18 protein-coding genes are annotated in these 23,708 nt (G+C 64.3%); 13 read left to right on the forward strand and 5 right to left on the reverse strand.

The genetic code is table 11. The features are described from left to right. The first annotated feature begins 379 nt into the window (after positions 1-379). Together ABGB08_RS51390 and ABGB08_RS51395 are read left to right on the forward strand one after the other, a co-directional pair. Positions 380-1,144 (forward strand): GntR family transcriptional regulator, encoded by a 765-nt coding sequence (locus ABGB08_RS51390; protein ID WP_347606838.1) that lies wholly within the window; start codon positions 380-382, stop codon positions 1,142-1,144. After that, positions 1,141-1,971 carry a phosphoribosylaminoimidazolesuccinocarboxamide synthase gene (locus ABGB08_RS51395; protein WP_347606841.1) on the forward strand — a complete coding sequence of 277 codons (831 nt, stop codon included), beginning with the start codon at positions 1,141-1,143 and terminating at the stop codon, positions 1,969-1,971. The genes ABGB08_RS51390 and ABGB08_RS51395 overlap by 4 nt, the downstream gene beginning before the upstream one ends. A 799-nt stretch (positions 1,972-2,770) precedes the next feature. On the opposite strand, the gene ABGB08_RS51400 is transcribed toward ABGB08_RS51395, so the two are convergent. The 3 genes from ABGB08_RS51400 to ABGB08_RS51410 all read right to left on the reverse strand — a co-directional run bounded on the left by ABGB08_RS51400 (position 2,771) and on the right by ABGB08_RS51410 (position 5,689). Then, positions 2,771-3,496, reverse strand: a complete 726-nt coding sequence (locus tag ABGB08_RS51400; protein ID WP_347606844.1) for a GntR family transcriptional regulator — start codon at positions 3,494-3,496, stop codon at positions 2,771-2,773. A 187-nt stretch (positions 3,497-3,683) separates the two neighbouring features. After that, positions 3,684-5,162, reverse strand: coding sequence for an MFS transporter (locus ABGB08_RS51405; RefSeq protein WP_347606847.1), 1,479 nt, complete (start codon positions 5,160-5,162; stop codon positions 3,684-3,686). Positions 5,163-5,245: 83 nt separating this feature from the next. Then, positions 5,246-5,689, reverse strand: a complete 444-nt coding sequence (locus tag ABGB08_RS51410) for a hypothetical protein (protein ID WP_347606850.1) — start codon at positions 5,687-5,689, stop codon at positions 5,246-5,248. A 238-nt stretch (positions 5,690-5,927) separates the two neighbouring features. Between ABGB08_RS51410 and ABGB08_RS51415 the strand changes: the two genes are divergently transcribed. The 7 genes from ABGB08_RS51415 (at position 5,928) to ABGB08_RS51445 (ending at position 15,231) form a co-directional block, all read left to right on the forward strand. Further along, entirely contained in the window at positions 5,928-7,634 is a 1,707-nt protein-coding gene (locus tag ABGB08_RS51415; protein WP_347606853.1) for a gamma-glutamyltransferase, read from the forward strand. Between the two features lie 199 nt (positions 7,635-7,833). Continuing rightward, the gene (locus ABGB08_RS51420) at positions 7,834-9,411 is read left to right on the forward strand and encodes an ABC transporter substrate-binding protein (protein WP_347606856.1); all 1,578 of its coding nucleotides are present in this window, start codon (positions 7,834-7,836) and stop codon (positions 9,409-9,411) included. Beyond that, a complete protein-coding gene (locus tag ABGB08_RS51425; protein ID WP_347606859.1) occupies positions 9,408-10,412 on the forward strand; it encodes an ABC transporter permease in 1,005 nt (334 codons plus the stop codon). The genes ABGB08_RS51420 and ABGB08_RS51425 overlap by 4 nt, the downstream gene beginning before the upstream one ends. Beyond that, positions 10,409-11,281 carry an ABC transporter permease gene (locus tag ABGB08_RS51430; protein WP_347606862.1) on the forward strand — a complete coding sequence of 291 codons (873 nt, stop codon included), beginning with the start codon at positions 10,409-10,411 and terminating at the stop codon, positions 11,279-11,281. The genes ABGB08_RS51425 and ABGB08_RS51430 overlap by 4 nt, the downstream gene beginning before the upstream one ends. Continuing rightward, on the forward strand, positions 11,278-13,113 hold the full coding sequence (locus ABGB08_RS51435) for an ABC transporter ATP-binding protein (RefSeq protein ID WP_347606865.1): 1,836 nt from the start codon (positions 11,278-11,280) through the stop codon (positions 13,111-13,113). Before ABGB08_RS51430 ends, ABGB08_RS51435 begins: the two co-directional genes overlap by 4 nt. 77 nt (positions 13,114-13,190) lie before the next feature. Further along, positions 13,191-13,949: an alpha/beta hydrolase gene (locus tag ABGB08_RS51440; RefSeq protein WP_347606868.1), complete on the forward strand. Its 759-nt coding sequence runs from the start codon at positions 13,191-13,193 to the stop codon at positions 13,947-13,949. Between the two features lie 46 nt (positions 13,950-13,995). Continuing rightward, a complete protein-coding gene (locus tag ABGB08_RS51445) occupies positions 13,996-15,231 on the forward strand; it encodes an FAD-dependent monooxygenase (protein ID WP_347606871.1) in 1,236 nt (411 codons plus the stop codon). Between the two features lie 47 nt (positions 15,232-15,278). Here the strand turns inward: ABGB08_RS51445 and ABGB08_RS51450 are convergent, their stop codons facing one another. Then, positions 15,279-15,626 (reverse strand): peptidylprolyl isomerase, encoded by a 348-nt coding sequence (locus tag ABGB08_RS51450; RefSeq protein WP_155358441.1) that lies wholly within the window; start codon positions 15,624-15,626, stop codon positions 15,279-15,281. A 160-nt stretch (positions 15,627-15,786) separates the two neighbouring features. On the opposite strand from ABGB08_RS51450, the gene sthA reads away from it, so the two are divergent. From sthA to ABGB08_RS51465, 3 genes are all read left to right on the forward strand, one after another. Further along, on the forward strand, positions 15,787-17,190 hold the full coding sequence (gene sthA, locus ABGB08_RS51455; RefSeq protein ID WP_347606874.1) for a Si-specific NAD(P)(+) transhydrogenase: 1,404 nt from the start codon (positions 15,787-15,789) through the stop codon (positions 17,188-17,190). Between the two features lie 143 nt (positions 17,191-17,333). After that, positions 17,334-18,536 (forward strand): FxsB family cyclophane-forming radical SAM/SPASM peptide maturase, encoded by a 1,203-nt coding sequence (locus ABGB08_RS51460; RefSeq protein WP_347606877.1) that lies wholly within the window; start codon positions 17,334-17,336, stop codon positions 18,534-18,536. Beyond that, a complete protein-coding gene (locus ABGB08_RS51465; protein WP_347606880.1) occupies positions 18,533-19,858 on the forward strand; it encodes an HEXXH motif domain-containing protein in 1,326 nt (441 codons plus the stop codon). Before ABGB08_RS51460 ends, ABGB08_RS51465 begins: the two co-directional genes overlap by 4 nt. On the opposite strand, the gene fxsT is transcribed toward ABGB08_RS51465, so the two are convergent. Then, on the reverse strand, positions 19,855-22,392 hold the full coding sequence (fxsT, locus tag ABGB08_RS51470) for an FxSxx-COOH system tetratricopeptide repeat protein (RefSeq protein ID WP_347606882.1): 2,538 nt from the start codon (positions 22,390-22,392) through the stop codon (positions 19,855-19,857). The two genes, ABGB08_RS51465 and fxsT, sit on opposite strands and share 4 nt — an antisense overlap. A gap of 481 nt (positions 22,393-22,873) precedes the next feature. Here fxsT and ABGB08_RS51475 point away from each other — a divergent pair, with 481 nt between their 5' ends. Then, positions 22,874-23,605, forward strand: a complete 732-nt coding sequence (locus ABGB08_RS51475) for an SIR2 family protein (protein WP_347606885.1) — start codon at positions 22,874-22,876, stop codon at positions 23,603-23,605. Positions 23,606-23,708: the final 103 nt, after the last annotated feature.

Consider the following 23,708-nt stretch of genomic DNA (forward strand, 5'->3'; position numbering starts at 1 on the left):
ACACTCGGGCCGCCGAACTGCGCTGGTTGTCTCACGAGGCTCAGGAACTACCGGCTCGGACTGCCACGATCAACAAGCCGCGCCGAAGATGCCCCAATCATCCCCACCTACGGAAAACGGGCCTAGCTGATCGATGGTTGACCCTGGCCGGGGTGCGATCCCGCCAGGGTCTTTTCGTGGCCCGTCCGTCGAAGCGCACCGAGGCGCCTGAGTGTGCTTCCGCATCCGGCAGCTAGTAAGAAAGGTAATTTGTGTTCTAGTACACCGTCAACTGATACACATTTCCAGGCCCCTCCTTTCTTACCAGCTCGCGACATGGACTACCCTGGTGGGGCACGGTGTACTAGAACGCACGACTGACCGATTCGAGGAGGGCAGCATGCCACCGAAGATCCAGCGACAGGAGCCGATATACGTGCAGGTCATCAATCACATCCGGGGAGAGATCCAGTCAGGCGCAATCAAGGACGGCCAAGCCATCCCCTCCGCGCGCCAGATCGCCAAGGACTGGGGGATCGCGCTTGCCACGGCTACCAAGGTCCTTGCTGGCCTGCGGTCTGAGGGGCTGGTGAAGGCAGTCCCTGGCATCGGAACCATCGTGAGCACGATCCAGAGCCAACACACCGCGCCGAAGGATCGCTTCCGATCTATGCGCCGTACCGGGCGGATCTATCCGGCGAACGAGGCAGCACGAATCACGTCGGCCGAACTTGTGACGGCGTCCGAACAAGTTGCTAATGCTCTTGGTGTGATCACCGGGGTACCCGTCATCCGTCGCCATCGTGTCACCATGAACACAGACACAGAGACGCCTGTATCTGCGTCTGTGTCATGGTTCGATGGAGCTCTAGTCGAGACTGCACCCAAGCTCCTTCATTTGGGGCGGCTTATCCAGGGGACGCCCGGCTACATCCAAGAGCAAACAGGGCGGATCGCTGTCTCGGGTCGTGACCAGCTTTGCGCGGACGCGGCTACGGAGCAGGATTCTGCCGATCTGGGTATTCCAGCTGGAACGCCGGTCCTCCGGGGACGCAATTGGTTGTACGACCAAGACGGCGGGGTCATTGAATATGGCGAGTACGTAACCATTGGCGAACGCTGGTCCTCATATGAATACGCACTAACGGAAGAGGCGGCACATTGAAGCTGATTCACTCTGGGAAAGTCCGCGATGTCTACGAGGATGACGGCGACGTCATCCTCGTAGCATCAGACCGCGTGTCGGTGTACGACGTAATTCTCCCCACACCCATTCCAGACAAGGGAAAGATACTGACCCAGCTCTCGCTCTGGTGGTTCGAGCAGCTGGCAGACCTAGTTCCGAACCACGTCATTTCGGCGAATGACGTGCCTGATGAGTTCAAAGGTCGCGCCATTCGGTGCCGACGCTTGAAAATGGTCCAGATCGAATGCATTGCTCGGGGCTACCTTGCCGGTCTTGGCCTGCAGGAATACGAACGGGACGGTTCCATATCAGGCGTTCCGCTTCCAGCTGGCTTGGTTGAAGGTTCACGACTTCCCGAACCAGTTTTCACTCCCACCACGAAAGCCGGCATTGGCGCACACGATGAGTTCGTTACCTTCGGTGACGTCATAGCACAGGAGGGTACGGCTACGGCCGAAGAACTTCGTCGGATCACGCTTGACATCTATAAGCGCGGGGCCGAAATAGCCCTTGCGCGCGGCATCATTATCGCAGATACGAAGCTTGAGTTCGGGCGCGATTCGGATGGCAATCTGGTGCTCGGCGATGAAGTTCTAACTTCGGACTCCTCGCGATTCTGGCCGTTGGCCGAATGGGAACCTGGACGAACGCAATTTGCATTCGATAAGCAGTTTGTTCGTGACTGGGCTGCCGGAACTGGATGGAACAAGAAAGCGCCCGCACCGGAAGTTCCCCAAAGGATCGTGGACGCGACCCGAGCCCGCTATATCGACGCTTACGAGCGTATTACAGGCAAAACCTGGTAGGGGAGAAACCTCATGAGCGATGTACGCCAGTACTACAACCCGTACCACCTAATCGAGGAAGTAGCCGTACTTCTCCGTGAACGCGGGTTGGAGCCGTCCTTGGCCGAAGGGCATCTTGGCGACGCGGCAGCAGGTGCAGGGCAACTTCTCCGGGCGTTGGCGGTTACACCCGCTATGGACGTTGTGGAAACCTTGGACCGAACGCCGAAGCCATACCGATAAGCCCGCGGTTCTGAGGCTCAGCCCGTCCGCCGTCAACGGTTCTGGATCTCCGCAACTGACCGGCTGGTACGAGCAGGGGACGACTGGCCGACCAGCCCCGCGTGTGCGGCGAGGACGCCGGACATCGTCCAGGCATCTGCTGCGCTGGGACGCTCCCTGCGTGCGCGGGGAGCACGGCGACCACTACGTGATGCCGCTCTCGGGCGGGGACCATCCCCGCGTGCACGGGGAGCACCTCGGTCTGGGCATCGACCGCACGACGTGGGAGGGACCATCCCCGCGTGCGCGGGGAGCACGACGCCATGACCACAGGCCAGTGGGACGCCCTGGGACCATCCCCGCGTGTGCGGGGAGCACGGTATGCCCGCACTTCGTTACTCATGGTAGGGACCCTCCCCGCGTGTGTGGGGTTCCGACGTCACGCCTACGACCAGTGGAAACTCGTACACCACCCCCGTGGACGCAACCCCCACGCCACCGCACCCATCGCTGGAAAAGGAGCACGCTCAGTAGGTGGGGCTGTGCGCGCGCTGGCTGAGCATCAAGTACGTGGCAAGGAGATAGGGTGCGATCGCTCTCAGACGCGAGACCCTCTGTTCTCCACCCACCGCGCGGTGGCTTCATTGGATGCTCGGAGGTGTGCTGTCATCAGCTTTCGCGCAAGACGCGCGTTGTGGCCGATGATCGCGGCGGCGATGCCTTCGTGTTGCTCGAGATTGCGGCGCAGCAGGCGCGCGTTGCCGGCGTATGCGGCGTAGGACAGATTGTGCGGAAGGCGTCGCCTGAGCTCGGCGATAGTCAGCTCAAGCTGGTGATTTCCAGAGGCTTCAACGATGACGGAATGGAAAGCGTGGTTCGACTCCGCCCATTGTTGCGCCTGACGCTGCTGGTCCTCCTCAGTGCCGTCGAACTGCTGGATCAGTTCTCCGAATCCCTGCCATGCCTCCTGCATCCGCTTCAGCTGGGCATCGTTGATCCGCTCGGTCGCAAGCTCGGCCGCGTAGCCCTCCAGCTCCGCGCGGACCGCGCCGATCTCCCGGATGTCCTTTCCAGAGTGCCCGTTGACCCTGGCACCACGATGGAGATCGATCGTCACGATGCCTTGCGCGTTCAGGATCCGCAACGCCTCACGCACGGGCGTCCGGCTGATGCCGAACTCCTCGGCGAGGGCTCCGTGACGAAGCCACGCGCCGATGGGGATTTCCCCGGCAAGGATCCGGCGTTGCAGGACCGCGACGATGCGGTCGCTGATGGATTCTCCCGGAGGCCCTTGCGAAAAGTCGGCAGATGGAAAAGTTGCCATGGGGTCCCTTTAAGAAGATTTGACTGCTTTGTTGGCGAAACGGTATCGCTGCCGGTCGCTCGACCAGGACATCCCGTTTGGCCGCAGCGGGCGACGATGATGCATCCAATTATGAACGTACGAGATGCGGAAGGGGTAGCGGGCTCAGCTGTACCCAGGGTCTTTCGCCATCGATCAGCCACATTGATCAGCCACTGCTCGGGCTTCCGCCAGCCGTAGGTTCGGCAGCGACCAGCCCCAGCTCGGGGTGCTCGGGCTCGCCGGTGAGGTCTTTCTCGACGCCGCGTCGGCCGACACGTGGGATCAGCAGGGCAACGGAGGCCGCGAGGACGAACGCACCCGCGAGGGCGAGAAAGCCGTTGGTATATCCGGCTTCTCGCGGCAAGCCGTTCGGGAGAAGGCTGGATGTGACGAGGCCGGCCATGACCGCAGTGCCTATGGAGCCGCCGATCGTCCGGATGTTGGCGTTGATCCCGCTGGCGACACCAGTTTGCTCCTGCGGTACCGCGGCGACGATGAGGTTGGACAGACAGGAGAGCACCAACCCGACGCCCACCCCTATGATCGCGTTGGCCAGGTAGTGCTCCCACTTCTCATCGTGCGCCAACGCCAGGGCTGCCATCGACGAGGCGGAGACGAGGCAACCGGTCACGACGACTATCTTGGGGCCGATCAGTCGCACCAGCGTGCCGGATAGCAGACCAACGACGAACATCGTGACTGCCATGGGCAGCAGGATCAGGCCGGACTCCGTGATGGACGCACCGAAGCCGTAGCCGGCCGTGTCGGGCGTCTGGGCGAACTGGGGAAGGAACGCGTACGCCGCGTACATGGCGAACCCGACGAGCAGAGCTACACCATTGGTCGTCCAGACCGCCGGCAGCCGCATAATGTCCATGTCGATGAGCGGCGACGCTGAGCGTTTCTCTACCCACACCCACGCAGCCGCCACCGCGAGTGAGGCGACGGCCAAGGCAATGGTACGGCCAGAGGTCCAGCCCCAGTCGCCGCCCTGGCTCAGGGCAAGCAGCAGGCAGACCAACCACGTCGACAGGAGCAGCGCGGGGAGCAAGCTGATCCTGCTGGGGGTCCGGACGAGCGACTCGGGGATGATCGCATGAGCGACGATCGCCGCGAGGATTGTGACGATCATGGGCAGCCAGAAGAGCCAGTGGTACCCGAGCGTGTCGACGATCGGACCGGCCAGCAGGATGCCGATACCGCCGCCGACCGCGCCAAGTGAGGCAAGGATGCCGACCGCCCCTGGGATCTTCTGCTCCGGAAATTCGTCGCGGACGATCCCGAATGCCAGCGGCAGCACACCTCCACCGACGCCCTGGATCACGCGGCCGATGATCATGGGGCCGATGCTGGTCGCCAGGCCGGCCACGAGTGATCCGATGGACAGGCCGACGAGCACGGTGACCAGCACGCGTTTCTTGCCGACCCTGTCGCCGACGCGGCCCACGATGGGAGTGCAGATGGACGCCGCCAGCAGGTAGCCGGTCAGGACCCACGTCACGGTCTTCTGATCGGTGTGCAGATTCGCCTGGATCTCTGACAGCACTGGCGTCACGAGGGACTGAAGAAGTGCGAAGGCGGTGACTGAGACCGCGAGCACGGCGAAGGTCAGATGATGGCTGGGCTTCCCCCGGAGAGCGGACACCGGGTTATGCCGCGATCCGCTTCACGCCTTGCACCCCACGGTGGGCGGAGCCGAACGTCCGTGGACGCGTGGAAAGCGCACGCTCAGTGGCCGTCAGCGTCGGTCGTCACGACAGTGTGCGGTCGAGTGGTGGTTCCCCGGCCATTGGTCTGGGTGGGAAGCGGCCCTTCGGAGGGGGACTCCTCGCTGATCAGCTCGATGATGTAGTGCGTGACGGCGTGGTCCTCGAGGTTGCGCAGACGGTGTGGGGGAAGGGGGCCGCTTCGTCCCAATGTCTTGAAGATCGCGAAGCCTCGTTCGGCGTTCTGGATGATGTGCCAGTCGTCCTGTCCGTATTCCTGTCCCTGCGCGCGACCGGCATCGGGCCACAGGATCAGATGGTCGTGCTGGTGCACGTGGAAGTCGAACATCCCTCCTGGTTCGAGGTTCATGGCCCATACCCGCACGCGGTCGTTCTCGAAGATCAGCTCGTCACCAGGGGTGGTGGGGAAGCCCGACACTGAGTCGTTGCTTGCGGCGTCCGTCATGGATCCTGCTCCTTTGGATAGGTTTCGACGGGTCCGTGACGAGCACGGCGAACATCTTGTCGTCACTTCGATGTGATTACTATTGCATCCAATATAGTGCACTTTAGATGCAAATCCTGCGAAGGGACAAGAAGTGACGAGGAACTCCGATGAGGCCTTCCAGGCTCGCCCCGACCTGAGTGGGTCCTTCGGCATGTGCGCGTCGACCCACTGGTTGGCTTCATCCACCGCGCAGTCTGTGCTCGAGCGAGGTGGCAACGCGTTCGACGCGGCCGTTGCCGCGGCCTTCGTGCTCCACGTGGTCGAGCCGCACCTCAACGGGCCGGGCGGCGACATGGTCGCGCTGGCCGCGCCGGTGGGAGCGCCGGCGCGGGTGCTGGTGGGGCAGGGCCCGGCTCCGCGAGGAGCGTCGATCGAGCACTTCAAGTCCGAAGGGCTGCACATAGTTCCCGGTGCTGGAGCGCTCGCCGCGGCCGTGCCGGGGGCGGTGGACGCATGGCTCCTCCTGCTTCGTGACCATGGAACCTGGGAGCTTTGCGACGTACTGGACTACGCCATTCACTACGCCTCGACTGGTCATCGAATCATCGCCCGCGCCGCGCAGGTGATCGCCGTCGTGGCGCCACTGTTTCGCGACAGCTGGCCGACCTCGGCTGAGCTGTGGCTGCCGGGCGGCGTGCCACCAGAGCCCGGGCAGGTCGTCCGCAACGAGTCGTATGCGCGCACCATGTCCCGACTCGTGGCGGAGGCTTCCGTCGCGGCGGGACCGTCGGCGAGTCGCGTCGATCGAATCGATCGCGCACGTTCGATCTGGGGATCTGGGTTCGTGGCCGAATGTATCGATGCGTTTGTCAGATCGACTCCGCATCTGCACTCGTCAGGATCCGTGCATCGCGGTGTGCTGACCGCCGACGACATGTCGGCGTTCACGGCCACGTACGAGGCGCCCGTGACCGGGACATTCCGGGGAACGCAAGTACTCAAGGCGGGCGCCTGGTCGCAAGGCCCGGTGCTCCTTCAGACACTCGCCATCCTCGACGGCTTCAGTGATGACGCGCTCGACTTATCCACAGACCTTGGGGTGCACCACGTCGTCGAGGCGCTCAAGCTGGCGATGGCCGACCGGGAGGCGTACTACGGCGAGGACCTGTCGGCGGCTGACCTGGACTTCCTGCTGTCCGCCGAGTACGCGCGGGAGAGGCGTGGGTTGATCACTTCGACGGCGTCCCACGAGATCCGTCCCGGGCGGCTCGGCGGCCGTGCTCAGCCTCGGCTCATGCCATTCGAGCTCACGAATGATCTAGCGGCCATTCACACGAGCGTCGGTGAGCCGACGGTGTCGGTCTCCGGCGCGACCCAGGGCGATACGTGCCATGTCGACATCATCGATCGCTGGGGCAACGCGATATCGGCGACACCCTCCGGCGGCTGGCTGCAGTCCTCGCCCACGATCCCCGGTCTGGGTTTCGCGATCGGCACTCGGCTGCAGATGTCATGGCTCGACCGAGAAAGCCCCTCGGCTCTTCGCGCGGGAAGGCGTCCGCGAACCACACTCACGCCGACGCTGCTCGTCCGTGACGGCGCCGTCATCAGCGCGCTCGGCACTCCCGGCGGCGACCAACAGGATCAGTGGCAGGTGGTGTACCTCGTGAACACGCTGGTCGCCAAGTTGAGCCCGCAACGAGCCATCGAGGCGCCGACGTTTCACACGACGAGCTTCCCGGGGAGCTTCTGGCCGCGCACGTGGACACCGGGCGGCGTGGTCGTGGAGGACCGTCTGGGCAGCGACGTCATCGAGGCTCTGATCGCGCGCGGTCATGTCGTGACGCGCGCCGGCGACTGGGCTCTGGGCAGGCTTTCCTCCGTTAGCCGAGACCCGGTGTCCGGCGTGTTGTCCGCGGCGGCCAACCCCCGAGGCGCGCAGGGTTACGCCGTCGGGCGGTGATCGGTCGAGAGCTCTCGACCAGCGACGAGCTGGCCGAGGACACCGGCTAAGAGATCGAGTTAAGTCTCTGTTTCGTCATCGACAAACCCAGAATGGGATGCAATTATCTCCATATTGCTCTTCATGCTCGTCGTCTGAACCAGCCCCAGTCAGCCGGCCGCAGATCTCACAGAGGAACCGAATGATGCATGGGACATGGATGAACTCCAGACGAGCCAAGGCGCTGGCGGCTGCGATGACCCTCGTGGCGATGCTCGCCACGGCGTGCTCGGGCTCAAGCTCGGCCGGCAAAGACAAGAACGACTTGAGCTTGATCGTGCCGTTGACGCCGGCCTTATGGGACACGCGTCAGACCGCCTCCACGCTCCTCGCCGCACAACTGCTGGTCAACGAGCCGCTCATGGCATACCAGCAGAACGGTTCGCTAGTTCCCAACCTCGCGGAGGAGGTCTCGCATCCGTCGGCAACCGTGTACGAGTACACGCTTCGTCCTGGCGTGAAGTTCTCCGACGGGACTCCGCTGACGGCGGAGGACGTCAAGTTCTCCTACGAACTGCACAGCGCGAAGGATTCACCCTCGTACAGCGCCGCATATTGGGCGCGGGTCAAGAGCATCGAGACGAGCGGCGACGACAAGGTCACCATCACGTTGATGGCACCCGATCCTCAGTTTCAGTACACCATCGCCAAGACGGGCATCGTCAGCAAGGCGTACTACGACAAGAACGGCGACAAGGTGGGTACGCCGGACGTTCCCAACATCGGGACCGGGCCTTATGCCTTCAGCCGGTTCGTTCCCCAGTCCGAGACCACGCTGACGGCAAGCCCTGGCTATCGGGGCAAGCGGCCACCGTACGCGAAAATCACCATGAAGACGGCGAAGGATGACGCCGCCCGGGTCCTCGCGCTGCAGTCCGGCGAGGCTGACGGCGTCCTCAACGCGCCCCTAAGCCAAATCGACTCCTTTGAGAAACTCGACGGCTTCTCCGGACAGGAGGCGCCCGACCTGGCGTACTACCGGGTGAACTTCGACATGAAGAAGGCGCCTTTCGACGACGTCCATGTGCGCAGGGCAATCACCCATGCCATCGACCGCAAGGCACTCGCCGAGGGCGTGTTCGGCAACCGGGCTGAGCTGGCACCGACCATGGTGCCCGAATCGATCATGGCAGCTGTCGGCGATGCCGCGGAGGTCAAGAAAGCGTATGAGGGCTTTGCGGCGGGTCTCACGTTCGACCTCGACGCCGCCCGCGCCGAGCTCAAGCAGTCGAACAGCCCCGATGGGTTCGAGGTCGAGGTGCCGGTGACGCAAGGCGATCCGAACCAGTCCCTCATCGTGCAGACCATGGCTCAAGATCTTGCCAAGATCGGGATCACGCTCCACGTGAAGTCCCTCGATGAGCAGGGCTTCGGCGACGCCGTTTACTTCAAGCACACCGCGGACGGCCTGTCGGTCGACTCGTGGAACGGCGGGACGCCCGACCCGATCAACATCCCGCGCAACACGCTGACACCCGGATTGTTCGGCAACGCGTCGCAGTACGACAACAGCAGAGTGAGCGCCCTCCTCGCCGACTACCAGAAGAAGGCCACCGACGATCCGTCGCGGGTGACCATGCTTCTTCAGGCGTTGGCGATCACAGCTGAGGACGCCGCAGTGGTTCCCCTCTTCACCCCCAAGGTCTATGCCTTCATGGCGGACGGCATGACGCTGAAAGGCTTCGACACGTTCTGGTACATGACGCGCTGGATCGACAACATCACCACCTCGTCATGACCGTCCAACCCGTGGAGCCGGACACCCCCGCGCGGCCGAAGCTGCCTCCATTGGTGCGGATGATCGTCCGGCGGCTGCTGTCGGCCTCCGTGGTCCTCCTCATCGTGACCGTCGTGGTGTTCGCCTTCATCCACGCCGCGCCCGGCGGTCCCGAGCAGGCGATCGCCGGGAGGGAGGCCACGCCGGAACAGCTCGAGGCGATCCGGGAGGCGAACCACCTGAACGATCCGCTGTGGCAGCAGTACGCGCGCTACGCCGTATCCCTCGCACACCTGGACCTCGGTACGTCGTACACGCGGAACGAGCCGGTCGTGACGTCCATCGCGACGGCAGCCGGCGTCACCTTGCCACTGCTGCTTGCGACCTGGGTCCTCTCGACGATATTGGGTTCGATGCTGGGCTTGTTCACGGCGCGCAGGCAGGGAAGCCGGGCTGACCGCGCCGTGGTGGGCTTCACGGTGGTGGGCGCGAGCTCCCCGGTCTTCGCCACCGGAATCCTGGTGTCGTACATCTTCGGAGTGCGACTCGGCTGGCTCCCGACTCTGGGTGTGGGCGACGGGGGACTGGACACGGTCCGGCACCTCGTGCTCCCCGTCCTCACGACCACGGTGGTCCTGCTGGCTTCGACGACGAGGTTCGCCAGGGTGCGCTTCGGTCAGGTGCTCGACGAGGACCAGGTGACCTTCGCGCGCGCCCGGGGGCTTTCCTCGCAGTACATCGTGCGGACCATCGTGTTGAAGAACTCCGCGGTGCAGATGATCACCTTGGCCGGGGCCGTGCTCGTGGCGATGACCGGAGGGCTGGTGGTGGTGGAGCAGGTCTACGGGCTGCCCGGGATCGGCACGTTGCTGATCACCGGGATCACCATGCGCGACATCCCCATCGTGCAAGGCGTGACGCTCGTCGTCGCGGTCCTGGTCGTTCTCATCAACCTTGTTGTCGACGTGCTCTGCTTCGTCGTCGACCCCAGGTTGCGCAAGGGCTTGGAGACAGAGGCATGACCGACGCCGATACCCTGCTCGTCGAGCGTCTGCCACGCCCGCGCCGCTCGCTCTGGCGCCCCAAGGTGCCGATCGCCGTGGTGATCTCCCTGGTCTTCCTCGCCGTCGCGGTTCTGTGTGTCTGCGCACCGTTCATCGCGCCTCATGACCCTTCCTTCATCAATCCGGCCGAGTCGTTCAGGGGGCCGAGCGCGGAGCATCTGCTCGGCACTGACCAACTCGGTCGTGACATCGTGTCCCGGATCATCGCCGGGGCACGAACGGCCGTGCTGGCGCCCCTGCTTCTCGCCGCCGGCACCGTTCTGATCAGCACCGCCCTCGCGGTGCTGGCCGGATACGCCGGCGGACGTGTCGACGGCGTCATCGGCAGGGTCAACGACGTGCTCTACTCGATTCCGTCCCTGACCGTCGCGATCGTCGTGGTCGGCGTTACCGGGGGCGGGTTCGCCCTCTCGATCTGTGTGCTCATGATCTTCGCGTTGCCGGCGAACGTCAGACTCCTGCGCGCCGCGGTCCTGGAACGAGTCCACCTGCCGTATATCGAGGCCGCCAAGACGCTGGGTGTCTCGACTCCACGGATCCTCGTGACCCAGCTCGTCCCGGCTATCAGTCCACTGATCGTGACCTCCTTCTTCCTTCAGGTCACCTTCGCGATAGTCGAGCTATCGTCGCTGTCGTTCCTCGGCCTCGGCGTGTCGCCGGGCTCGCCGGACTGGGGCCGGATGCTGGCCGAGAACAGGTCAGCGCTCTCGTCCAACGTGTGGGCCACAGCCGGCCCAGGTCTCTGCCTGGTCGCGCTCGCCGTGTCGGCGAACCTTATCGGCGACTGGCTCTACACCAAGTACGAACAGGCGGGACGATCACGATGACCGAGGTTGAGGAGAAGATGACGACAACAGGACCGGCGATCAAGGCGCACGGACTCGCGGTTCGGGGCTACCGTGCGGGCCAGCCCGTGTCGATCACCGACGACCTGGACATCCAGGTTCGTCCCGGGGAGTCGATCGCCATTGTCGGGGAGTCCGGCAGCGGCAAGTCCATCACCGCTCGCGCGATGCTCGACCTGCTCCCGCGGGGTCTGAGCGCGGCGGGCTCGGTTGAGGTGGGCGGCGCGTCGCTCGCGGGGATGTCGGCGCGTGCCCGGCACAAACTACGTGGCACCGTGCTGGCATTCGTCATGCAAGACCCCTTCACGATGCTCAACCCCCTCAAGCGGTGCGGCGCCCAGATCACCGCGACACTTCGTGACGAGAACGGGAAGAGGCTGCGGGCACGTGCCAGGCGCGAGCAGGCTCGGGCGCGACTCGTCGAAGTCGGGATCACCGATCCCGCGGTAGCGGACCGGTATCCGTTCGAGTTGTCCGGAGGCATGCGGCAGCGGGTCGCCATCGCCGCCGCGATCGCGGAGAACCCAAGCGTCCTGATCGCCGACGAACCTACGACCGCGTTGGACGTGACCACGCAGCAGGAAATCCTGGAGCTGCTCAGAAGACTGCGCGACACGCACCGTCTCGGGCTGATCCTGATCACGCACGACCTTCGCGTAGCCTTCTCGTTCTGCGACCGCGTTTATGTGATGTACGCCGGCGAGATCATCGAGACCGGGCGCCCCGACGATCTCGTCGTCGCTCCTCGCCACCCGTACACCTCGAGCCTCATCCAGGCCGATCCGCCGATCGATCGTCGCGTGGCGTCCCTTGCGAGCATCCCCGGCTCCGTTCCGGCTCCGGGATCGCGTCCGACCGGATGTCGATTCGCCCCGCGCTGCCGATGGGCGACAGCAGCCTGCGCCGCGAGTCACCCGCAACTGGAGGAGACTCCGCCGGGCCATGCGGTCCGTTGCGTCCGTGCCGATGACATCGCCACAGAGCTCGCACGGGACCTTCGGCGCCATCGGGAGACAGCGGTCTCCTCGGTCAGGACCGGAGACGGATCCCTCCCGATCATCAGTACCCGGTCGGCCCGCCGGGTGTACGGCGACAAGGTGGCCGTGATCGGCGCGGATGTCGACGTATTCGCCGGTGAGAGCGTCGGACTCGTCGGCGAGTCCGGCTCTGGCAAGACCACGCTCGCGCGCATGATGGTCGGGCTCACGAAACCCTCCTCGGGTCAGGTGCGCGTGGCCGGCATCGATCTCGCGGCGAAGCGGGTGTCGCGCGAGGACTGGGGCACTGTTCGCTCCACCGTCCAGATGGCATTCCAGGATCCCTACTCCACGCTGAACCCACAGCGATCGGTGGGTTCGGCCTTGCGCGACGGCCTGCGGTTGTCCCGCAAGACCGAGGTAAGGCGACGCACCGACGAGCTGCTCGAACGCGTGGGGCTGTCGTCCGCCTACGCCTCGCGGATGCCGGCACAGCTCTCCGGCGGAGAGCGTCAACGAGTCGCGATCGCTCGGGCGCTCGCCCGAGATCCGCAGGTCGTCGTCTGCGACGAGGTGGTCTCCGCGCTCGACGTGTCGGTTCAGGCGCACATCCTCAACCTGCTGCGTGAGCTCCAGACCGACCTCGGTCTGGCCTACGTGTTCATCACCCACGACCTGGCCGTCGTCCGGCAGATCACCGATCGCATCTACGTCCTCAAGGACGGCGAGGTGGTCGAACACGAACGTACCGAAACGGTGCTGGACGATCCACAGCATCCCTATACGCAACGTCTCATCGGCTCGATCCCGCACGTTGAATCGATGATCACCGGATGACCGCCACGGTTCGCCCGAAGGAGCTTTCAGCAATGCACCCCACACTTGAGACCCCACTTCGGATTCCCGTCGGAGATTTGACGGTTGCCTACACCGACTCGGGCGAGGGAGAGCCCCTGATCCTCGTTCACGGTGGGGAAAGCGATCGCGGGCAGTTCGACGCCCTGCGGCCGTTCCTCGGTCCTGGCATCCGGGCGATCTCCTACGACCAACGTGACACGGGCGACACCGTGAACTCGGATGAGCCCTACACCATCGCCGACCTAGGTGCGGATCTGGCCGGCCTGGTCGAATCCCTTGGCCTCGACAAGGCCCACGTGCTGGGCACATCGTTCGGGGGAATGGTGGCCATGCATGCCGCACTGGACCATCCGGAGCGCATTCAGAGCGTCGCCCTGGTGGCGACGACCCCCAACCGGTCATTCACGGGCCCCGCACTGGACCGGATGCTGGAGCTTGAGCCAGCCGCTCGCCGGGCCTTCATGCTCGACGTATTGATCTCGCCCCAAGGACAAGTCGAGAACCCAGCCCTCGTCGACCGGGCTCGCCGCGTTCTCACGCCACGCTCGGACGAGCAGAACACGCGCCGCAACAACGCGGTCGCCGCGCACGACTGCCTCGACCGGCTGGCCGGCCTCCAGATGCCGGCGCTCGTGGTCCAGGGCACCGATGATCCGCTCATCCGAGCCGACGCCGCCGAGGAGATGGCCAAGCGGATACCCGATGCGCGGCTCGAGCTCATCAACGGCGGACGCCACGGAATCGCGACGGAGTTCCCACATCTCGTCGCGGGAATCGCGCGGGAGTTCGTCCACACACACCCCACGCTCCAATGACGGACCCAACAGAGGCCACATCCACGACGACCACAAGGAATGAAAGATGACAGGCGCAATGCCGCGGCGAGTCCTTATTTCCGGTGCGAGCATCGCCGGACCGGCGACGGCCTACTGGCTCAACCGCTACGGCTTCGAGGTCACGGTGGTGGAGAGATCAGCAGTAGTTCGCCACGGCGGATACCAGATCGACATCCGCGGCACGGCAATCGATGTCGTCAAGCGCATGGGGATCTACCCCGAGCTGAGTGCCGCACGCGTGAAAGCCCGCACGATGACCTTCGTCGACAAGTCTGGAAAGAAGGTCGCGTCGCTGAACACGGACGACTACGTGAGTCAGGTGAATCCTGACGACATCGAGATGGCGCGCGGTGATCTCACCAGCGTTCTCTACGCTCACACAAAGGATGACGTCGAGTACGTCTTCAATGACTCCATCGAATCTCTCGACATGCGTGCTGACGGTGTTGAGGTGACTTTCACCCGGGGCGCGCCACGCACCTTTGATGTGGTCATCGGGGCTGATGGAATTCACTCCAACACCCGTCGTTTGGTGTTCGGTCCTGAGGAGCAGTTCAGCCTTCACCTCGGCTACGCGGTCGCGATCTTCGAACTCCCCAGTAAGCCGGCGTACGATTTGCCACCAACGGTCTACAACGTGCCCGGGAGGGTCGCGGGCTTTGGCACCCAAGTTCCCGGAGGGCCGGCGCAGGCATTCCTGGCCTTCGCCCAACAAGACCATGGATCGGTCAGGGAGGCGGACTTCGAAGGCCAGTGCGCGATGATCGCACGCGCCTACGCGGACGACGGCTGGAAGATTCCAGAGATCCTCAAGGCATTGCCGAGCACCGAAGATCTCTACTTCGACAACGTCGGCCAGATCCGGATGGACGAGTGGACACGCGGACGAGTCGCCCTCGTGGGCGACTCCTGCTTCGCCCCTGCCTTCTTGTCGGGACAAGGCACCAGCATGGCCCTTATCGGGAGCTATGTGCTGGCCACCGAGCTGGCCAACGAACGGGACCATAAGACCGCGTTCGCCGAGTACGAGCGGCAGTGCCGCGATTTCATGGTCAAGAGCCAGAATCTCGCGTTGCACAGCCGTTCGACCATCCTTCCTCGCACAAAGAAGGCGCTCCGCAAACGCAATCGGACCCTCCGGTTGCTGCCGATCCTCAAACGTCTCGGGCTTGGGGGGATCCTGGGCCGGGCAACCCGAGAGGCGTCAAACGCCTTCATCCTTCCCGAGCTCCGCTCAGAGCCGCGCCAGAAGGTCGGATGAGTGCGAACCGAGTGTCCGCAAAGTGGTGCTGACCGAGGGAGGAGGTTCTAGGGCTCGAAGGCGACCAACCGAATGATGACGTATCCGTCACCGTCGGGGATCGGAGGGAACGTCGTGCCGGGGACGGCTTTAAAGATTTCTGGGTGTTCGTCGCGGGTGACCACGCCGAACATGTCGCCGGGGATCGTCATCCCGAGCGAGTCCGCGCGCTTGGCGGCCGCGTAGAAGCTCCCGCCCGTCTCCAGCTCGGCCCCGATCGAAGCCGCCGCCCACTCGTCGGCCAGCCGGATGAAGGCCACCCGAGCCCGCTCGGGCTGGGCGGTCTGAGCGGTGAGGTAGTCCTCGATCTCCCAGATGAGCAGCTCGCCGAGGTATTCAGGGGTGTCTCTCCACATAGCTGGGATCTTTCCGGTACGCGCTTGACGATTGCTTGTCCCTCGATTGCACCCGCCGGACATTTCCAACGAAGTTGCTACCGACTCACATATCGTCATTCGTCAGGTGAAGGGCGGTCAGGGTCTTCACCCTACTGCGCTGACGGCTCACACTTGCGGTGTGAGCGACTTTGATGTGCTTGTTCTCGGTTCCGGGCCCGGTGGGCAGAAGGCCGCGATCGCTGCGGCCAAGCTGGAACGCCGGGTGGCGATCGTCGAACGACGGAACATGATCGGGGGAGTGTGCATCAACACCGGCACGATCCCCTCCAAGACCATGCGCGAGGCCGTGCTCTACCTGACCGGCCTCACCCAGCGCGAGATGTACGGCCGCAACTACCGAGTCAAAGAAGAGATCACCGTCGCCGACCTCACGGCCAGGACCCAGCACGTGGTCGGCCGCGAGGTGGAGGTGATCCGCAACCAACTGACCCGCAACCACGTCACCGTACTCACCGGATCAGGGCATTTCGTGGACCCGCACACGATCGCGGTGATCGACGAGCACAACCGGGAGACGAAGGTCACCGCCGACAAGATCATTATCGCCACCGGCACCCGTCCGGCCCGCCCGGACACGGTGGAGTTCGACGGCAACACGATCATCGACTCGGACGGCATCCTGCAGCTGGAGCACGTGCCGGACTCGATGGTGGTGGTCGGCGCGGGCGTGATCGGCATCGAGTACGCCTCCATGTTCGCCGCCCTCGGCACCAAGGTCACCGTGGTCGAACGGCGCGACCGCATGCTGGAGTTCTGCGACCTCGAGGTGATAGAGGCACTCAAATACCACCTGCGCGACCTCGCGGTCACCTTCCGCTTCGGCGAGACCGTGGCCGCCGTCGAACGCCGCGAGCGGGGCGCGCTGACGATCCTGGAGAGCGGTAAGAAGATCCCCGCCTCGACCGTCATGTATTCGGCCGGCCGCCAGGGCATGACCGAGAACCTCGCCCTCCAGACCGCCGGTCTGGCCGCCGACCCGCGCGGCCGGATCACCGTCGACGAGTTCTACCGCACCTCCGTCAAGCACATCTACGCCGTCGGCGACGTCATCGGCTTCCCCGCCCTGGCCGCCACCTCGATGGAGCAAGGCAGGCTGGCCGCCTACCACGCCTGCGACGAGCCGGTGAACGCGATGAACCTGCTCCAGCCGATCGGCATCTACACCATCCCCGAAATCAGCTTCGTCGGCCGCACCGAGGACGAGCTCACCGACGCCAGCATCCCCTTCGAGGTCGGCATCTCCCGCTACCGCGAACTCGCCCGCGGCCAGATCATCGGCGACACGTACGGCATGCTCAAACTCCTGGTCTCCGCCGAGGACCGCTCCCTCCTGGGCGTCCACGTCTTCGGCACCGGCGCCACCGAACTCATCCACATCGGCCAAGCCGTCATGGGCTGCGGCGGCACCATCGACTACCTCGTCGACGCGGTCTTCAACTACCCCACCCTCGCCGAGTCCTACAAGGTCGCCGCCCTCGACGCCATGAACAAACTCCGCCGCGTAGCCCGCTTCGTCGATTAGAACGCCGGTGGTCTTCCGAGGCGGGAAAACGCTGTCGATTCTCTATGTTGTTGTGCTGCGTCCGGTCTTGATGATCCGGTAAGACTGGACTGCGCTTGTACGCGGGCGCAGTATCAAGGTCTCAACGTGGAGGCTGAGCGGGGATGGGTGAGTGGCCGTCGACACTCGACGTCGGAGTATTGCTCTCAGAAGGATGGCAACCAACACCTTTCCGCCAATTCATCTTAAAACTCCACAGTCGGTGTGATCTCGCCTGTTCGTACTGCTACATGTACGAAATGGCGGATCAGAGCTGGCGTTCGCGTCCCAAGCGAATGGCCAGCGAAACGATCAAGGCTGCCGCGTTCAGGATCGCCGAGCATGTCCACCACCACTCGTTGACCGAGGTCGAGATCATCCTGCACGGGGGTGAGCCGCTGCTCGCGGGCCGCGAGACGATCGAAGAAGCCGTCACCGTCATTCGTGCGGCCGTTGGCCGGCGGGTCGGCGTCGAAGTCGTCCTGCAGACCAACGCCACCCTCCTCGACCTCCCCTACCTCGAACTCTTCGACGAACTGGAGGTCGGAGTAGGGGTGAGCCTCGATGGCGACGAGGCCATGCATGACCGCAACAGGCGTACGGCGGCCGGCAGGGGAAGCTACGCGGCAGTCGCCCGGGCCCTGGGCCTGCTGATCCAGCCACGCTTCCGCCACCTCTATCGCGGCCTGCTCGCCACGGTCGATCTAAGAAACGACCCCGTCACGGCATATGAGGCGTTACTGGCGTTCTCGCCGCCTGCCATTGACTTCCTGCTGCCGCACGGCAACTGGTCGGCGCCACCTCCAGGTCGGGTCGCGGATGCCGAGGTCACTCCGTACGCTGACTGGCTCATTCCCGTCTTCGACCGTTGGTACGGCGCGCCGCGGCAGGTCACCCGGGTACGACTGTTCGCTGAGATCATCCACCTGCTGATCGGGGGGCGGTCGGCGAGCGAGCAGATCGGGCTGTCTCCCGCCGCCATGGTGGTCATCGAGACCGATGGTGAAATCGAGCAGTCCGATATCTTGAAGTCCGCGTTCGAGGGCGCCACCAGGACCGGATTCCATGTTGACTCCGATGAATTTGACGCATTGCTGACGCTTCCCTCGAATGTCGCTCGTCAGATTGGCCGTCGTGCGCTCGCTCCGACCTGTCTCGCCTGCGCGGTGAGCACGGTTTGCGGTGGCGGCCTTTATGCCCACCGGTACCAGCAGGGTGCCGGATTCGCAAACCCATCGGTGTTTTGTCCTGATTTGATGCGCCTCATTGGCTATATAAGAGACGTTGTCCAAGCCGACGTGTCGGCCCGAATGAAGGAATCGCCATGACCCTCACCGAGCACCGGATCTCCGGACAGGTGTTCTCCGAGTTGGCCGCGGGCGCCGGTGGGGCCGCGGCGGTCGCGTTGCTGAGTGCCGGTCAGCATAGCAAGCACATCATTCTCGTGCGAGGCGTGGTGGAAACGGCGCGGGCGAGGAATCATCCCGCCGCCGCGGACGCACGGCGGGCGTATGACCTGCTCGCGTTTCTTCAGACCGACCATCCGGACGCCGTGAAGAGCGTGCTGTGCCATCCGGCCGTGGGCGCCTGGGCGCGTCAGACGGTCAAGGCGCTGGACTCCTACGACAGCAAGGCCGTGCCCGGCCAGACCGCCGCGTTAGCGGCGGCGGCCGCGATCCGGGCGGGCGCGCGCGTGGACGTGGACGTGCCGGCGGTCGATGGCCTCATCACCCTTCCCTCGCTGGGACAACTCATGGTGCCTGGCGGAGTCAGGGTCGCGACCTTCCACTGCCGGGACGGCAGCGCGGAAGCGGAGCTGGCGGGCAGCTTCATCAGGCTCCCCAGCAGGACGGGCGAGGACGCGCCAGGGTGGTCCGGGCTCCGGACACTCGCCGCCGGATCGCCTGGCACGGGCCTTACCGTCGTCGTTGACGACCTTGACCCACATCGCATGCCAGGTCTGGACAATCTGGGCGGGCGGCTGTCGCGACCGGAGACCGATCGCTGGGGAACCGTGCTCACCCAGGCCTGGGATCTCCTCGTCAACCACCACAGCACCGTCGCCGACGAGGTGCGCGGAGCCATCAGCGTCCTGACCCCGCTGGTCGCCCCGCCCCAGGGGACGTCCAGCTCGTCGTCAAGAGAGACCTTCGGTAGCGTGGCGTTGTCGACGCCCCCCGACGCGACTTCGCTGGCCGTCACGCTCGCTCACGAAACGCAGCACGCCAAGCTCTCCGCGCTGCTCGACATCGTCCGGCTGACCGAGCCGGACGACGGGTCACGTTATTACGCGCCCTGGCGCGAGGATCCTCGCCCCGTGTCCGGGCTTCTGCAGGGCTCGTACGCATTTCTTGGGGTCGCTGATTTCTGGCGCCGGCAACGTGAAGTCGCCCGAGGCGAGGAGTCCCTCAAGGCGAATGTCGAGTTCGCCCGCTGGCGCGACGCCGCCAGCCTGGTGGCGGACACCCTGATCCAGAGCGGGCGGCTGACCCGCGACGGGACCAGCTTCGTCGAAGGCATGAAGGGCAGCCTCGGCCTCCTGGGCAGGGAGCCGATTCCCGATCAGGCCAGGGCGGTGGCCGAGGCCGCCGCGAAACGTCATCGCTCTCGATGGCAGGAGCGCAACGGAGAACGCTGGCTCGTCGATTAGAGAGCCGGCGGATCGAAGTCGAAGTCGAGGCGCCCGCCGTCCCTGGCGACCCGGGTGTCCGGGTGGTCAGGGCCGAGCACCCGTTCGTATTTGGCCATTGTGCTGCTGCGCAGCGCGTCGGCCTCGTCCTCGCGATGTACGGTCACCAGATCGAGGACGAGATTCACGGCGCAGGCGAGAGTGAGGGGATGATCGGTTCCGAGCACCTCGTTCAGGCGCTGCAGCGTGTTCTCGTTGAGGTTCGTCGCGTTCGCGGCCTCGCCTTCGGCCGCCAGGTCGCTGGCGAGATTGATGGCGCACGTCAGGGAGTAGTGATGCTCACGCCCCAGTTTCAGGTCGAAGCCGGCCAGGGCGCGCTCGTCGATTGCTCTGGCCTCTTCGGCTTCCCCGTTGACTCTTAGCAGCAGGGCGAGGTTGGTGTCGCAGCCGAATTTGAACGGGTGGTCCTGGCCGTACATTCGAGGGAAGAGCTGGGCCGCCTCTCTCAGCACCTGCAGCGCTTCGACGACCTGGTTGTTCGTCCGCAGGGCGTTGGCCAGGCAGAGCGCCGCGGCGAGCGTGTCGGGGTGCTCCTTGCCGAAGATGCGCTCCTGGAGCTCATAGGTGCGCTGAGCCAGCTCCAGCGCCTCCTCGACCAGTCCTGCCCTGCGTTTGGCGATGGACAGGTCCTTGGCGGTGCGCAGCGTCCACGGATGGTCGGCGCCCAGTTCCTGGACGCCGTACTCGTAGGCTTCCTCGCCGACGTCACACGCCTCGAAGTACTCACCCCGCAGCCGGACGACACGGGCCAGGCCGTTCCAGGAGGAGAGCACGTTCTGCTTGCTGGAGCCCGACCCCGCGCGACTCTGCATCATGTAGGTCTTCTTCTGCAGTTCCTGGGCTGAGGAATAGTCACCCAGCAGGAGGTAGTCAAGTGCGAGGTTGTTCATCGCGCGGAGCGTGCGGCGATGATCCGGCCCGAAAGCCGCCTCGTGCTGGCTCAGCGAATCGCGGTCGTGCTGCAGGGCCGCCGCGAAATCACCCCGGGCCCGCAGGTCGGCGCCATGACTGTTGGTCAGCAGCAGTGTCTCGGCATCATCGGGGCCGAGCACTTCACGCATGCGCGCCATGGTGGCCAGATTGAGCTCGAACGAGGTCTGGAAGTCACCCAGCTCCCTGATGATGATGCCGAAATGGCGCTGCCCGGAGAGAACGGACGGATCATCCTCGCCACTCTGCTCGCGCCACACCGAGATGAAATTCTGAACCAGGTCACGAGCTGACTCGAAGTCGCCTGAGGAATACACGTAGCGGACGATGTCGAGCGCGAAGTTCCGGACGAGCGGGTCCTGGCTGGAGGCGACGTCGGCTGGAGTCACGTGGCCGAGGAGTTCCGCGTAGCGAGACCAGGAGGCATTGTCATCCGGCTCGTACGGCGCCGCCGAGGCGAGGAGCAGGTGGACCTCCCGCCGGAACGCGGCCTGCTCGTCGGGCGGCAGTTCCTGGCGCAACAGCGCTTGGACGAGCCGGTGCACCTGGATGGTGCGGCTCACGGAGTCGATTCTGGCCAGGGCGTAGCGGCCGAGTTCACGGATGGCGCGGCTGAGCAGGATGGGATCCGCGAGCAGGCTGCCCAGCTTGAGCGAGGGCGGGAACTTCTCCGAAGGCGGCCCGAAGACGTCACGCGGAATCGGCTCAGGCCCGAAGAAGGCGGAACACCGCAGCAGATCGACAGCCTCGGGGAGCTTGGCCGAGAGTTGTGCCACCGACAACGACCAGGCCGCCGTCATCGACAGCGGATAGTCGGAGGGTTTGTTGATGTCGAGAAGCTGTGCGGTGTGGACGGCCAGTAGACGAAGATACTCATCAACCGACATTCCAGTTTCGGCCTGAAGCGCACCGGCCTGTTCCAGGGCCAGCGGAAGGTCGCCGAGTTCCTCGGCAAGCACCGCCGCCTTGGCCGTGCTCACCGCACGTGCCCTTTTGACCAGGAACTCGATGCTTTCTTCCCGAGTAAAGACGTCAACGGGAACGGTGTCCACGACGCCTTGCCAACTATGGTTCCGGGAAGTGATGAGAACGTGGCCGGGACCGCGAGGAATGATCTCGTTGATCTCTTCGGGCTCGTCCGCGTTATCAAAGATCAAGAGCCATCTTGAGTAGGGTTTGCCCCGTTTCAGGGCGTCCAGGACGGCTGCCGAGGCATCCTCGATGCCGGCGATCGCGGCGGTGGGCAGGTCGAGGTGGGGCGCCAGGCCGGCCAGCGATGAACGCACCAGCATGGGCTGGTCCGCGGGAATCCACCACACCAGGTCGTATTCATGGCGATAGCGGTAGGCGTACTCAATAGCTACCTGGGTCTTTCCGACGCCGCCGAGGCCGTGCAGGGCATGAGGGACGACAGCGGTCACATCATCGGAGACGACGCCGCTCCTCAGCTTCTCCAGGAGGTCGTCACGGCCGGTGAAGTTCTTGTTCTGCTGGGGGACCTTGCCCCAGACCTCCGGGATGCGCCCAGGAATCCTGGCCGCCGTGGAAGGCTGCGAAATAGACACGCGACCGCCTTACGTTGGCCTGTTTTTGGGAACAGCATAGACCGCATGTGCACCAAGGTTTAGCTCAATCGAAGGTACAATACGTTCCCCCGATTTGGGCCGGGCGGAATCAGGGCTCGGATGGACGTCGTCGCGGTGGTGTCGCCGCCACGCCGTAGCCGTAGTTGCCCTGGGTGTCAATATCGTGAAAGGGTAGGTCTACCAACCTCGAGAGCGGTTCAGGGAGTTTCGGATGTCTAAGGAACGTTCCGTTGAGTATGGCGCTGGTCTGGTGGATGTGACCGGTTTGAGCCTAAAGGACCTTGACGGGATCGCTCCATCGACACCCCTGAACCATGCGCTGCGACGGCTGGTTGAGGACACGGACTCCGGACCGGCCGCGGGCTTCCAATCGGCTATATAGCCGATCTCCGCTTATATCTGCCATCCTGTACACATAACGTGTTTGGGGTAACCCGCTCGCGAGGATCGGGATGGCGCTGTGGACGATGCGGACTGGGAACGACTGATCAACCAGCTCCGCAGGGGAGACTGCACGCCACTTCTTGGCGCAGGCGCCTGCGCTGGAACGCTTCCAACAGGGCCTGATCTCAGTAGGAAGTATGCCAGCGAATACGGTTATCCCTTCCCGGACGTCACCAACCTTTCGCGAGTCATGCAGTGGGCGACGTCGGTGGTAAAGGATCCCGTTGAACTGAAGCATCTCCTCTGTGACCACCTGCAGTCCTTTGGCGTGCCGGATGACGCGCCGAGTGAGCCCCACATGCTTCTCGCCGAGTTTCCGATTACCACATACCTCACCACCAACTACGATGACTTTCTTTTCCGGGCGCTCACCCGTGCGGGCCGGCGTCCACAGGCCGAGATCGCCAAATGGTGGGAGGCCGCTCCTGACGAGACCCCTCTCGCTGAGCCGACCAGCGCCGAGCCGCTTGTCTGCCACCTGCACGGCAGCTGGTCGATGCCGAAATCGCTGGTCCTGACGGACTTCGACTACATCACTTATCTGATCAATATCGTGGAGGCTCAGTCGCTGGGAAGTCGCCATCCCCTGCCGAGGGCCGTGGTGGACGCGATGACGGCCAAGCCCTTGCTCTTCATCGGCTACAGCCTCCAGGACTGGACGTTCAACGTGCTGTTCAACGGGTTGGCCCGCAGCGTTCCCCGGAGTAACAAGCGAAGGCACGTCGTAAGCAATCAGAAGGTTCTGTGACTCTATGTGAAAAGCGCTGATCAGGCGTCGCGTGCGACGGGTGGCATCCAGAGGTTGCCGGTGAAGGCGCGGTAGATCGCCTCGAAGGCGCTCAGCCCGTGCT

This window comes from Acrocarpospora sp. B8E8 (genome assembly GCF_039871605.1).
Taxonomy (GTDB): domain Bacteria; phylum Actinomycetota; class Actinomycetes; order Streptosporangiales; family Streptosporangiaceae; genus Acrocarpospora; species Acrocarpospora macrocephala.